Origin of the sequence: Streptomyces lincolnensis, assembly GCF_021173675.1 — a bacterium.
Taxonomy (GTDB): Bacteria; Actinomycetota; Actinomycetes; order Streptomycetales; family Streptomycetaceae; genus Streptomyces; species Streptomyces lincolnensis_B.
Genome location: NZ_JAIHON010000013.1, coordinates 144,256 through 157,259 on the forward strand (window position 1 = coordinate 144,256; position 13,004 = coordinate 157,259).

Annotated in this window: 12 protein-coding genes and 1 riboswitch; of the genes, 9 read left to right on the forward strand and 3 right to left on the reverse strand. The window is 71.2% G+C overall.

Annotated features, from left to right (window positions below):
• Nucleotides 1–77 precede the first annotated feature (77 nt).
• The gene (locus tag K4B79_RS34690) at nucleotides 78–698 is read left to right on the forward strand and encodes a helix-turn-helix domain-containing protein (RefSeq protein WP_232031333.1); all 621 of its coding nucleotides are present in this window, start codon (nucleotides 78–80) and stop codon (nucleotides 696–698) included.
• A complete protein-coding gene (locus tag K4B79_RS34695) occupies nucleotides 695–817 on the forward strand; it encodes a DUF6126 family protein (protein ID WP_232031334.1) in 123 nt (40 codons plus the stop codon). Before K4B79_RS34690 ends, K4B79_RS34695 begins: the two co-directional genes overlap by 4 nt.
• Nucleotides 818–840: 23 nt before the next feature.
• Here the strand turns inward: K4B79_RS34695 and K4B79_RS34700 are convergent, their stop codons facing one another.
• A complete protein-coding gene (locus K4B79_RS34700) occupies nucleotides 841–1,638 on the reverse strand; it encodes a tyrosine-protein phosphatase (protein ID WP_232031335.1) in 798 nt (265 codons plus the stop codon).
• 182 nt (nucleotides 1,639–1,820) lie between these two features.
• Here K4B79_RS34700 and K4B79_RS34705 point away from each other — a divergent pair, with 182 nt between their 5' ends.
• The 5 genes from K4B79_RS34705 to K4B79_RS34725 all read left to right on the forward strand — a co-directional run bounded on the left by K4B79_RS34705 (nucleotide 1,821) and on the right by K4B79_RS34725 (nucleotide 8,294).
• The gene (locus tag K4B79_RS34705; protein ID WP_232031336.1) at nucleotides 1,821–3,908 is read left to right on the forward strand and encodes an alpha-galactosidase; all 2,088 of its coding nucleotides are present in this window, start codon (nucleotides 1,821–1,823) and stop codon (nucleotides 3,906–3,908) included.
• 307 nt (nucleotides 3,909–4,215) lie between these two features.
• Nucleotides 4,216–4,376, forward strand: a riboswitch (cyclic di-AMP (ydaO/yuaA leader).
• 2 nt (nucleotides 4,377–4,378) lie between these two features.
• Nucleotides 4,379–5,332, forward strand: a complete 954-nt coding sequence (locus K4B79_RS34710) for a M23 family metallopeptidase (protein WP_232031337.1) — start codon at nucleotides 4,379–4,381, stop codon at nucleotides 5,330–5,332.
• Nucleotides 5,333–5,577: 245 nt separating this feature from the next.
• On the forward strand, nucleotides 5,578–6,663 hold the full coding sequence (locus K4B79_RS48385) for a GDSL-type esterase/lipase family protein (RefSeq protein WP_232031338.1): 1,086 nt from the start codon (nucleotides 5,578–5,580) through the stop codon (nucleotides 6,661–6,663).
• On the forward strand, nucleotides 6,647–7,363 hold the full coding sequence (locus tag K4B79_RS34720; protein ID WP_232031339.1) for a DUF6250 domain-containing protein: 717 nt from the start codon (nucleotides 6,647–6,649) through the stop codon (nucleotides 7,361–7,363). The genes K4B79_RS48385 and K4B79_RS34720 overlap by 17 nt, the downstream gene beginning before the upstream one ends.
• A gap of 145 nt (nucleotides 7,364–7,508) precedes the next feature.
• On the forward strand, nucleotides 7,509–8,294 hold the full coding sequence (locus K4B79_RS34725) for an SGNH/GDSL hydrolase family protein (RefSeq protein ID WP_232031529.1): 786 nt from the start codon (nucleotides 7,509–7,511) through the stop codon (nucleotides 8,292–8,294).
• A 77-nt stretch (nucleotides 8,295–8,371) separates the two neighbouring features.
• Here K4B79_RS34725 and K4B79_RS34730 read toward each other — a convergent pair whose 3' ends face one another.
• Entirely contained in the window at nucleotides 8,372–8,983 is a 612-nt protein-coding gene (locus K4B79_RS34730; RefSeq protein ID WP_232031340.1) for a TetR/AcrR family transcriptional regulator, read from the reverse strand.
• 88 nt (nucleotides 8,984–9,071) lie between these two features.
• Nucleotides 9,072–10,274 (reverse strand): Glu/Leu/Phe/Val dehydrogenase dimerization domain-containing protein, encoded by a 1,203-nt coding sequence (locus K4B79_RS34735; RefSeq protein WP_232031341.1) that lies wholly within the window; start codon nucleotides 10,272–10,274, stop codon nucleotides 9,072–9,074.
• A gap of 190 nt (nucleotides 10,275–10,464) precedes the next feature.
• Between K4B79_RS34735 and K4B79_RS34740 the strand changes: the two genes are divergently transcribed.
• Complete coding sequence (locus K4B79_RS34740; protein WP_232031342.1) at nucleotides 10,465–11,700, forward strand: MBL fold metallo-hydrolase; 1,236 nt, start codon at nucleotides 10,465–10,467, stop codon at nucleotides 11,698–11,700.
• Between the two features lie 182 nt (nucleotides 11,701–11,882).
• A complete protein-coding gene (locus K4B79_RS34745; RefSeq protein ID WP_232031343.1) occupies nucleotides 11,883–12,758 on the forward strand; it encodes an alpha/beta fold hydrolase in 876 nt (291 codons plus the stop codon).
• The last annotated feature ends 246 nt before the right edge of the window (nucleotides 12,759–13,004 follow it).

The following is a 13,004-nucleotide window of genomic DNA, read 5'->3' on the forward strand; positions in this document are numbered from 1 at the left end:
CCGCCGTACCTGAAGGGGGCTTTGCCTCCGAGGCAAGAAATTTGCCGTGGAGGCAAAGTCGCGGCTGAATGGAGGGCATGAGCTCTCCCCGTCCGGAGCCGGAACCGCAGGACGATCTGCCGACCGCCGTCGCTCCCCAGCTCCGCGCCCTGCGCCGGCGCGGCTCCCTCACCCTGGAGGCCGCCGCCCGCGCTGCGGGCCTCTCGCCCGCCCATCTCTCCCGTCTGGAGACCGGGCAACGCCAGCCCTCGCTGCCGATGCTGCTGGCCCTCGCCCGTGTCTACGGTACGACCGTCTCGGAGCTGCTCGGCGAGACGGTCGCCGAACGGGACGCGGTGGTGCGTGCCGCCGACATGGAGGCCACCGCGGCCGGCGGCTGGACCTACTGGCAGGCCGGGGCGCCCGGCCGCGGGATGCAGGCCCTGCGGGTCCACGTCCCGCACGGCTCGCAGGGCGACATCGTGCGGGTGCATCCGGGCGAGGAGTGGCTGTACGTCATCGAGGGACGGCTGCGCCTGCGGCTCGGCGACACCACCCACCTGCTCGCACCGGGCGACAGCGCGCACTTCGACTCGCTGACCCCGCACCGCATCGCCGCCCAGGACCCCGACGGGGTCGAGCTGCTGTTCGTCCACACCCTGCTGCAGAGTCCCACGGCCACGCTGTGCCTGGGCCCCACCACCGGAGACAGGTCATGAAGAACCTGGAAGAGCGGTTCCCGCGCGCCCTGTGGGTGCGCCTGATCATCTACATCGCGGTGGGGCACCTCTTCGCCGCGTTCATCTACTTCCTGTTCGAGGCCGGCGCCCGGCAGTAGGCCGCCGGGCGTGGCCGTACGACTCAGTCGAGGAGGCGCTCGCGCAGCCGCTCGCGGGTCTCCGGGGTGATGCCGAGGCCCTTCTCCAGGTAGGTGTCGACGCCGCCCCAGGTCTCGTCGATGGTGTCGAAGGCGGCCTGGAGGTACTCGGCCCGCGCGTCGAACAGGGGGGAGAGCAGGTCCATCACCTCGGGGGAGTAGGCCGAGGCGGTGTCGCCGTTGCGGTGCACCTTGTAGCGGCGGTGCTTGGCGTTCGACTCCAGGTAGTCGGCGATGATCGCCTCCCGCTCGACGCCCAGGGCGAGCAGGGTCACCGCGATGGACAGACCCGCGCGGTCCTTGCCGGCGGCGCAGTGCATCAGGGCGGGGACGCTGTCCTCGGCCAGGGAGTGCAGCACCTTGGAGTGCTCGGCGGTCCGCTCCTTCATGATCGTGCGGTAGGAGCCGATCATCCGGGCCGCGGCCTTGCCGTCGCCGAGGATCTCGCGGAGCTGGTCGGTCTCGCCGTCGCGGACCATCTTCCAGAACTCGCCGCCGTCCGCCGGGTCGGTCAGCGGGAGGTTCACATTGCGCACCCCCGGCAGCTCGACGTCGGGCCCCTCCAGCTTCTGGTCCGCCGCGTTGCGGAAGTCGAAGATCGTGTGCAGGCCCAGGGACGCCAGGAAGGCGGCGTCCTCGTCGGTGGCGTGCGCGAGGTGGCCGCTGCGGAACAGTACGCCGTGGCGCACCCGCCGTCCGTCCACGGTCGGCAGCCCGCCCACGTCACGGAAGTTGCGGACTCCGGCCAGCTCGGGTTCGGTCGACGGGACCTGCTGCGTCACGGGGTCTCCTCCCGGTCGGTTTCCGCCGACGAGGCTCGACGGCGGGCACGCAGTCGACGATACGACATGCGTTCGTACGGCATTGAGTTGTCCACAGGCGTTGTGGTGAGGGATCGTGGGCCTCGATGATGTTGATGCGTGAGCGGACCTGTTCGCGCGTGTTCGTATCTGTGAGGGACAGCATGCTGGAGATCGCCGACAACGCCCGTACGTGGATTCTGTCCGGGGCGACCAGCAGTTACGCCGTCCATCTCACCGAGGGCGACGAGCTGCTGCATCTGCACTGGGGCCCCAGGATCGCGCTCGCCGACGCCGAGGCCCTGGCCGTGTCCCCGCTGCCCACCGCCTCCTCCTTCGAGTCGCCGCTCGACGGACGCGAGGAGTACCCCGTCGAGGGCGGCCCCCGCTTCGTCCGGCCCGCCCTGTCCGTCCGCACGGACGAGCGGCGCGGCACCGAGTGGACCTTCGAGGCGTACGAGACCTCGGACCCGGACCAGCCCGACGGCGGCGAGCTGCGGCTGCGGTTCCGGGACGGCGGCCTCACGATCACCCTGCACTACCGGATGCGGGCCGACGTCGTCGAACGCTGGGTGACCCTCCACAACGAGGGACCCGTCCTGGAGCTCCTGCGGGCCGACTCCGCCACCTGGACGCTGCCCCAGCGCGAGGACTGGCGGCTGTCCCAGCTGCACGGCCGCTGGGCGGCAGAGTCCCGGCTGGTCCGCGCCCCCCTCACCTACGGCGAGAAGGTCATCGGCAGCCGCCGCGGCCACACCGGGCACCAGCACCTGCCCTGGGTCGCGCTCGACACCGACGCCACCGAGGAGCGCGGCGAGGTCTACGGCTGCGCCCTCGGCTGGTCCGGGTCCTGGCGGATCGCCGTGGCCCAGCTCCCGGACGCGCGCGTGCAGATCACCGGCGGGGCGGGCTACGACGACTCCGGCCTGCTGCGCCTGGCGGCGGGGGAGTCCTTCACCACGCCGGTCTTCGCCGGACTGTGGAGCGACGCCGGCTTCGGCGGGGCGAGCCGCGCCTGGCACGCCTACCAGCGCGCCCATGTCGTCCCGGACGCGGACGTGGACCGGCCGGTGCTGTTCAACTCCTGGGAGGCCACGCTCTTCGACATCTCCGAGCAGCAGCAGGAGGTGCTGGCGCGCCGGGCCGCGGACATGGGCGTCGAACTGTTCGTGGTCGACGACGGCTGGTTCGGGGCACGCACCAGCGACCAGGCCGGGCTCGGCGACTGGACGCCCAACCCCGACCGCTTCCCCGGCGGCCTCAAGCCGCTCGCCGACCGGGTGCACGCGCTCGGTATGCAGTTCGGCATCTGGGTCGAGCCGGAAATGGTCAATCCGGACAGCGAGCTGTACCGCGCCCACCCCGACTGGGTGCAGTACCAGCCGGGACGCCGGCGGACGGAGATGCGCAACCAGCTCGTACTGAACCTGGCGCGCGAGGACGTCCAGGAGTACCTCTGGGAGCAGTTGGACGCGCTCCTGGGCAGCGCCCCGATCGACTATGTGAAGTGGGACTTCAACCGCTGCTTCACCGACGCCGGCTGGCCCGGCGACGCCTACCCGCAGCGCCTGTGGGTCGACCACGTGGACGCCCTGTACGCCCTGCTGGACCGGCTGCGGGCCGCGCACCCGAACGTCGCCTTCGAGTCCTGCTCGGGCGGCGGCGGCCGGATCGACCTCGGTGTCCTGAGCCGTACCGACCAGGTGTGGACCTCCGACAACACCGACCCGCTCGACCGGCTCGCCATCCAGCACGGCTTCAGCCAGATCCACCCGGCCCGGGTCATGGCCGCCTGGGTCACCGACAGCCCCAACACCCAGCTCAACGGGCGGGTCAGCTCGCTGCGCTTCCGGTTCGTCAGCGCCATGGCCGGGGTGCTCGGCGTCGGCGGGGACCTCTCCGAGTGGACCGAGGAGGAGCTCGCCGAGGCCCGCGACTGGGTGGCCCTCTACAAGGAGATCCGCCCGCTCGTGCAGCGCGGCGACCTCTACCGGCTCCGGCCTCCGGCGGGCGGGCTCAGCGCGGTGCAGTACGTGCTCGGCGACGAGACGGTCGTCCTCGCCTGGCTCCAGGCCCAGCACTACGGCGAGCCCGTCCCGGCGCTGCGGCTGCGCGGTCTCGATGCGACGGCGTCGTACGAATGCCGCGAAACGGGTGAAGTGCACCGCGGTGCCGTACTGCTGCACCACGGACTGCGCACCGGGCTGCGGGGCGACCTCGATGCGACGGTTCTCCGACTGCGTCGCATCTGAGACTTCTGCCCGAATTGATGCATCCCTCCCAACTCCTTATGTAATAGGGGGAGCTGTGAAAGTGCTGCGTGAGGAGCGTCATATTCGTGACCGTGCGTTGTGCGTCATGTTCACGTAATCAACATGCTTTTCAAGGGGATTTGACGTGTGTGATCACCCTCCGGTCCACGGAGGGTGACCGGGAATTCTCGTAGCGGATCTACAGAAACGCATACGCAACACAACCACCGCTTGTCCCTGTGCGTCTTGGTCGCTTACGTTCGCCACCGATCCGGACGGACGCCCAATCCTGCCGCCGCCCGGATTCCGCACACACTCACCCGTACACGGCAGGAGCGGGGGACCCACAGGCAGTACCGCCTGTTCCGGTCTCCGGAACAGGCTAGGGGTTAAGCCGTACTTCGGTACGGCCGGGCATCTCCAGTCCGAACCCGACAGCTCACCTCGTAGGCGCCGGAGAGGAATTCGTCATGCCCGCGAGGGGTAAGCACCGCCGCCCGAAGTCCCAGCGCTTCACCCGTTCCATAGCCGTCGCCGGAACCGGCGGCGCCGCACTCGCCCTCCCGCTTCTGGGGGCGACCGGCGCCCATGCCGCACCCGCTCAGTCCGTTTCGGAAAAGGCCGTTCAGTCCTCTGTTCCGACCGCCGAGAAGAAGGTGGCCGCAAAGACGGCGACCGCGAAGAAGCAGTCCGGCGTGAAGACCTATGCGGTGCGCGCCGGTGACTATCTCGCGAAGATCGCCGACGAGCAGAACGTCAGCGGTGGCTGGCACAAGCTCTACGCCGACAACCGCGAGGCCGTCGGTGACGACCCGGCGCTGATCCACCCCGGCCTGAAGCTCACGATCGGCAAGAAGGCGGCCTCGGGCGCGGCCAGGGCCGAGTCGTCCGCCGCCGCTCCGTCGTCCTCGTCCAAGAAGTCGGATTCCTCCGCTTCTTCGGCGAAGCCGAAGGCGTCCTCCTCGCAGGGCTCGACGGCGACCACGCAGAACGCCGGCGCCACGAGCAGCTCCAGCGGCTTCACCGTCCCGGTCGCGGGTGCCTCCGTCGGCACCCCGTACCGGATGTCCGGCTCGATGTGGTCCAGCGGCTACCACACCGGTGTCGACTTCGTCGTCCCGACCGGCACCTCCCTCAAGGCCGTGGGCGCGGGCACCGTCGTCTCCGCCGGCTGGGGCGGCGCGTACGGCAACCAGGTCGTCATCCGGCTCGCCGACGGCCACTACGCCCAGTACGCCCACCTCTCCTCCCTCTCGGTCTCGGCCGGGCAGACCGTGACCGAGGGCCAGCAGGTCGGCCTCTCCGGTGCGACCGGCAACGTGACCGGCCCGCACCTGCACTTCGAGATCCGCACCACGCCGGACTACGGCTCCGACGTGGACCCGGTCGCCTACCTCCGCTCGAAGGGCGTCTCCGTCGGCTGACGCCCCGTAGACACCTGCTGGACCACCTGCCTGACACGCTGCCGAAGGCCGGACCCCGATCCCCGGGTCCGGCCTTCGGTATGTCCGTCCCCGGCCCGCCCGATCCTCGTTTCCTCCTGATCATTTCGTTGCGGTCCTGTGGCAGGGGAGTGCGGGGTGTCGACAGCGAGGGGCGGGTGGGGACAGAGTGAACTCCGCAGCGCTGCAAGCGCTTTCTGTTCGCTCTTCGGCCCCCGGAGGTCACCGTGCCCGGTGTCGCCCGACGCACCGTCACCGTCATCAGGGGCGCCGCTGCGACCACGGCCCTGTGGCTGGTGGTGGGCGGGGCGCCGCCCGCCACCGCGGCCGGCGTCCCGGACGTCGTACGCCCCGACGACCGGCGCCTGGCCTACGAGGGCCACTGGGGCCGCACCGCTGAGGCGGCCACGACCGTCAACTCCGGCTCGCGGCTGCGCTTCCGCTTCACCGGCTCCGAAGTCCACGCCCTCTTCGACGTCTCGTCGATCACCGTGCCGGCGCAGATCCACGTGTCGGTCGACGGCGGCCCGAAGCGGGTGCACGCCGTCGACCGGGGCGATCTGGAGATCACGGCGGAGGGCCGCGGCCCGCACACGGTCGAGCTCTCGGTGAAGGACGTCTTCTCCCGGGCCGACCGGTGGACCCCGCCTCTGGAGACGGGCGTGGTGCTCACCGGCCTGCGCGGACACATCGTGGGCCAACAGGCCGTTCATCAGAGGCAGTTCGCCTTCTACGGCGACTCCATCACCCAGGGCGTGATGGCACTGTGCGACCAGAACACCTCCGACTGCGCCGACGGTACGACCGCCTACCCCACCCTGGTCGCCGACGCCCTGCACGCCTCCCTCACCCAGGTCGGGTTCGGGCGGCAGGGGGTGCTGCGGACCGGGAACGGGGGAGTGCCGGCCGCGTCGGACGCGTACGGCTGGAACCACGCCGGGTCCCGGGCGCCCTCGGACCGCCGGGCCGATGTGATCGTGGTGAACCAGGGCACCAACGACGCCGCGTCCGCCCCGGCCGAGTTCCGCACCGCCTACCGCGCCTACCTCGACACACTGCGGACCGCCGCACCGCGCGCCCGCGTTCTCGCCCTGCGCCCGTTCGACGGCACCCACGCCGCCGACATCGCCGCCGTCGTCGGTGAACTCGCTGACCCGCGTGTCGAGTTCGTCGACACGACCGGCTGGCTGTCGGTGACCGACGGGGACTTCAACGGGACCGTCCACCCCAGCGCCCAGGGCCACCGCAAGGTGGCCGACCGGCTGACCGCCCTCATCTCGAAGGAGCCGCACCCCCATGACCACCTCCCGTAGAGCCTTCGGAGCCCTGGCCGCCGGCGCCGCCCTGGCCGCCCTCGCACCCGCGACCGGCGCGAGCGCGGCACCCCGGCACCCCCGTCTCGTCGCCCACGACGACTTCCGCCACGGCCTCGGCCGCTGGGCCGTGGAACTGGAGAAGGGCGGCACCGTCACCGCCGCCCGCGGCATCCTCGACGTGGACGTGACCGCCGGGGCGACGATCTGGTTCAGGAAGCGACTTCAAGGGCCCTACGTCCTCGAATACACCGCCACGCCCGTCTCGGAGGGCGGGGTCAACGACCGCGTCTCCGACCTCAACAACTTCTGGAACGCGGTGGACGTCCGGTCCCCCGACGACATCTTCGCCACGCCGAGGGGCGGCGCGCTGGCCGAGTACGACCACCTCACGACGTACTACTCCGGATACGGCGCCAACTACAACACCACCACGCGGCTGCGCCGCTACGTCGGCGAGGCCGGCGTCCGCCCGCTGATATACGACTACACCGAGCCGCTGCTCGTGCCGAACGAACCCCACCGGGTCCGGATCGTCTCCGACGGGTCGAAGGTCCAGTGGTGGAACAACGGGCGACTCGTCTTCGACTACAGCGATCCGGAGCCGTACACGAGCGGTCATTTCGCCTTCCGGACCACCTGGAGCCACTTCCGGATCAGTGGATTCCGGGTATGGCGGTGGACGCCCCAACAGCACTGACCGAAAAGCTATTCCTGCCTTGACCAATACTTGGAGAGTGGCTTATATCACCGCGCGTCAACCCTTTCCTACGGTCGCGTAGCTCACATCCGAAGGTGAATCATGGGCCGATGTGGCAGACGATTCGAAGAGTGACAAGAGAGCAGTGATCGGGTCGTACGTGGCGGTGGGGGACAGCTTCACCGAGGGCGTCGGCGACCCCGGCCCCGACGGGGCGTTCGTCGGCTGGGCCGACCGGTTCGCGGTGCTTCTCGCGGACCGGCGGCCCGAGGGTGACTTCAGGTACGCGAACCTCGCGGTGCGCGGCAAGCTCCTCGACCAGATCGTCGAGGACCAGCTTCCGCAGGCCGTCGAACTCGCACCGGACCTAGTGTCGTTCTGCGCCGGCGGCAACGACATCCTGCGGCCCGGCACCGACCCCGACGAGGTCGCCGAGCGTTTCGAGCGGGCGATCGCGCGGCTCACGGCCGCCGCGGGCACCGTCATGGTGACCACCGGCTTCGACACCCGTGGCATCCCCGTGCTCAAGCATCTGCGCGGGAAGATCGCCACCTACAACGGGCACGTACGGGCCGTCGCCGACCGGTACGGCTGTCCGGTGCTCGACCTGTGGTCCCTGAAGAGCGTCCAGGACCGGCGGGCCTGGGACGGCGACCGGCTCCACCTGTCCGCCGACGGTCACACCCGCGTGGCGCTGCGCGCCGGGCAGGTGCTGGGCCTGGAGATCCCGGCCGACCCGGACCAGCCGTGGCCCCCGCTCCCGCCGCGCGGCACGCTGGAGGTGCGGCGCGACGACGTGCACTGGGCGCGCGAGTACCTCGTCCCGTGGATCGGCCGCCGGCTGCGCGGGGAGTCGTCCGGGGACCATGTGACGGCCAAGGGGACGCTGTCGCCCGACGACATCAAGTCGCGGATCGATGCGGTGGCTTGAGAGGCCGACGGGTTGGGGCCTGAGGTGGGTGCCGGGTGCCCGGCCGGTCGTCGGTCGGCACCCGGTCCCGTGCCGTCCTACGTCGTCAACGCCTCGCGTGCCAGTCCCAGTTCCCGGGCGAGCGCCTCGTCCACCCACTCCTGTGCCCGGGTCCGGGACAGCGCGCCGGGGTAGGAGGTCAGCTGCACGGCCAGCCCGTCCAGCAGGGCCGTCAGGCGCAGGGCCGTACCGCCGGGATCCGGGCAGTGGAACTCACCCGCGGCCACGCCCTCGGCGATCACCTCGGCCAGCGCCGCCTTCCACTCCTTGTCCAGGTCCCGCGTGACCTCCTGCAACGCCGGTTCGCGCAGCGCCGCCGCCCAGCCCTCGATCCACAGCCGCCAGCCCTTGGCCTGACCGGTGGGGGCGTACCAGCGCACCGCCGACCGCAGTCGGCGCAGCGCGGTCGTCCTGCGGGCGAGCAGTTTGCGCAGATGGGCGAGGTCTTCCTCGGCCGCGTGGGTGAACGCGGCGGCGACCAGCTTCTCCTTGGTGGAGAAGTAGTAGAGCACCAGCGCGTTGCTCACGCCGAGCGCCGAGGCCACGTCGGCGATTCTGACGGCCGCCACGCCCCGCGCCTCGATCTGTCCGATGGCGGCCCGCAACAACTCCTCGCGCCGCTCCGCCACGCTCAACCGCACTCTCGCCACGCCGTCACCCTAATCCGTCTCGTCCGTCGTGCGGTGGGACGGCGGCAGGACGGGCCAGGACAACGGTGGGGCGGTGGCGGGACGACGGTCAGCGGTACCAGCCGTACCGTTCGGCGATCACCGGAAGCCGGTCCGCGGCGATGGCATGCGCCGCGGCCCTCGGTGTCGTGCCCTCGGTCTCGGCGCGGAGGAGCATCAGCTCCACCAGGGCGCGCATCGAGCGTCGCGTGTGCCCGAACGCCTCCTCCGCGTCGGGGCCTATGTCGCCGAACAGCGTCCACCACCACCAGGCGTTCGTCCCGGAGTTGACGACCACGTCCGGCAGCACGCTCACCCCGCGCGCGGACAGCAGGGCCTCCGCCTCCGGCAGTACGGGCATGTTGGCCGCCTCCACGATCCAGCGCGCGGTGATCCGCTCCTGGTTCTCGGTGTCGACGGCGTACGAGACGGCCGCCGGCACCAGCACCTCGGCCTCGGCGGACAGCCAGGCGTCGCCGGGCAGCTCCAGGTCGCCGGGGCGCAGTGCGGCGCGGTCGACGGTGCCGTGGGCGTCCCGTGCCGCGAGCAGCGCCTCGACGTCGAGGCCCGCCGGGTTGGCGATCGTGCCCTTGATGTCGGCGACGGCCACCACCGTGAGTCCCGCGCGCGTGAGGAAGCGGGCCGTGGCCCCGCCCATGGTGCCCAGCCCCTGCACGGCGACCCGGGTGCCCGGATGCGGCACCCCGGCCCGGTCCAGGGCCGTGAGCACCGACTCGGCGACCCCACAGCCCCCGACCAGTTCGTCCAGGCCGAGCCCGTCCACCTCGACCGCGAACGCGTCCGCCAGCCGCCGACGGGCCGCCGCCTCGTCGTCGAGCAGCGGATACACCGCCTGGACGGAGGAGAACAGCCCCGCCTCGGCCACGGCCCGGTCCACCAGGTCCTGGCTGAGGCCCAGGTCCTCACCCGTCGTCCAGAAGCTCTCGACGTACGGCCGCATCGCCCGCAGGTACCGGACCAGGAGCGGGTACGCCCCCGGGTCCCGTGGGTCGCAGTCGATGCCGCCCTTGGCGCCGCCCAGCGGGATGTAGCGGCTTTCGGGGTGGTAGTGCAGGGCCTCTTTCATGGTCATCCCGCGGGCCAGCCCGGCGACCTCGTCCAGGGTGCAGCCCGCCCGCATCCGCAGTCCGCCGCTGGAGACACCGCGTACCAGCCGGTCGACCACCAGATAGCCCCGGCGGCCGGTGACGTGGTCCGTCCAGGTGAGCGATATCAGGGGCGTCGTCGGGGGTGCGGTCCCGGGCTTGGTCATGGATCTCCTCAACTGAACGGTGAGTCAGTATCCGAAGGATGGCCGTGTCCTGTCAACGCAGTGTCCAGGCGTCACGCAGGCGTCCAGGCGCACGAAACACGGGCGTCCGGAATAGATCACCGCGGGTAACACTTGTGTCGGAGGGAGCGACCATAATGGAACGCCTCACCGACTCCACCCTGGAGGTACAGTGTCCGGTTTCCGTAACCCGAGCCCCGGGCTCCGTGCGCTGCGGCCCGCGGCCTTCGGCGCGGACCCGAGCGGTGAGCGCATGGCGCGTATCCGCAGATCGCCCCACTTCGCGAACGGTGTCTTCCAGAACCCCGGGGGAGAGGCCAGGGTCCGGCCCTCCTCGCCCCTGGACTTCGCCAAGCAGTTCTTCGACCGTGAGCAGCGGCGGCGCCGCGCCCCGCAGAGCGGTATCCCCGTGCACGCGACCACGCTCGCCGACATCGCCGAACCGCCCGCGACCGGGTTGCGCGTGACCTGGCTGGGTCACTCCAGCGTGCTCGCGGAGATCGACGGCCACCGGGTGCTGTTCGACCCCGTCTGGGGCGAGCGCTGCTCCCCCTTCGCCTTCGCCGGACCCAAGCGGCTGCATCCGGTGCCCGTGCCGCTGACCGCGCTCGGCCCCGTGGACGTCGTCGTCATCTCGCACGACCACTACGACCACCTGGACCTGCCCACGATCAGGGCGCTGGCCGGCACGGACACCCTCTTCGCGGTGCCGCTGGGTGTCGGCGCCCATCTGGAGCACTGGGGCGTCTCCCCCGACCGGCTGCGCGAGCTGGACTGGAACGAGACCACCAAGGTCGGCGGCCTCACCCTGACCGCCACCCCGGCCCGCCACTTCTGCGGTCGCGGCCTGCGCAACACCCAGCACACCCTCTGGGCCTCCTGGGTCGTCGCCGGCGACACACACCGGATCTACCACAGCGGCGACACCGGGTACTTCGAGGGCTTCAAGGACATCGGCGCCGAGCACGGGCCGTTCGACGTCACGATGATCCAGATCGGCGCGTACAGCGAGTTCTGGCCGGACATCCACATGACACCCGAGGAGGGTGTCCGCGCCCACCTCGACCTCCAGGACGGTAGGCCGCACGGCGTGCTGCTGCCGATCCACTGGGGCACCTTCAATCTGGCGACCCACGCCTGGGCCGAGCCCGGCGAGTGGACGAAGGACGCCGCCGAGGAGGAGGGGCAGGCCGTCGCCTCCCCCCGTCCCGGCGAGCCCTTCGAGCCGGCGGGCGAGCTCCCCACCGACCGGTGGTGGAACGGGGTCTCCGCTCCGATCGACCGTCCGTGGCGCCGTCCCGAGAAGCCGGCACCCGCGGCGACGGCGACTGTGACTACGGGGCCCGCGGCGGCGGGGCCCGCGGCGGCCCAGCCCCGGGACGAGCTCGACCTCGCGGGCGAGGTGTGACGCCGGAGGCGACCGCTCCGGACGAGTCGGCCCGGCGCCGGTCGGGGGAGTGAGGCGAGGAGGGGGCCGGCGGACGTACTGTCTGCCGGTCGCCTCGATTCCCTGTCGCTCAGTCCGCGATGTCTGCGATACGGTACGTCTCGTCTTGTCGTAGGTCTTCGCCTCGCCCCCGAAGGAGAGCCGTGGAACGCTTTGTCGACGCAGCACCCGGTGTACGTCTGTGGACGGAGGACCGTGGCGCCGCCGATGCCCCTCCGCTGCTGCTGATCATGGGAGCGCAGGCGTCCGGCATGGGATGGCCGGACGCGCTGGTGGACCTGCTCGCCGCCCGGCACCGCGTGATCCGCTACGACCACCGTGACACCGGTCGCTCCACCTGGGCGTTCGACCAACGGCCGTATCCCCTCGGCGCGCTCGCGGAGGACGCCCTCGCCGTGCTGGACGGCCTCGGTGTCGAACGCGCCCACGTGGTGGGCATGTCGATGGGCGGGCTGCTCACGCAGCTCCTGGTGGCCGATCACCCCGAGCGGCTGCTCAGCGCGACCCTGATCGGCACGAGCGCCCTCAGCGAGGTCCCGTACGTCCGTCCGGACGGGACCCGGATTCCGCCCGAACGGCTTCCCGGCATCGCGCCCCGCCTGCGGGAGATGTGGTCCCGCCCCGTGCCGGACCTCGGTCGGGAAGCGGAGGTGGAACGACGGGTCGAGCACTGGCGCGTCCTGGGAGGCGACCAACTCCCCTTCGACGCCGAGTACTTCCGCGCTCTGGAGCGGAAGATCATCGAGCACACCGGACACCACGACGCCGGCACCGCGCATGGCCGCGCCGACGCCTCCGGCCTGGATCGCACGGCGCGACTCGCTACGGCCGCGGTGCCCACCCTCGTCATCTCCGCCCCCGCCGAACCGGTCTTCCCGCCCCCGCATCCGGAGCACCTCGTCCAGGTGATCCCGGGCGCCCGCCTGGTCGAGATCCCCGGAATGGGCCACGCCCTGCCGCCCGCGGTGCACAAGCCGCTCGCGGCCGCGATCCTCGGCCACACCGCCGGGCAGCGATAGGCGGGGGCCAAAGCCCATACGGAGAGTGATAGTTCGGTCGGTGCGGTCGAAGGATCGAATGCCCCGAAAGAGTGACAGCCGACCGGCGGAGGTCGAAGAACACACGAACGGCGAGGGTCGGGGCGTATCGCGCTCCCCGGCCCTCGCCGCCTGTCCGTGACCGCTTCTGACCAGGTGGGATCGTTCCTCTGTCGCTCCGTGATCTCGTGGGTTCGTGGTTATCGGTCTGTCGTACGAGGTCTCATA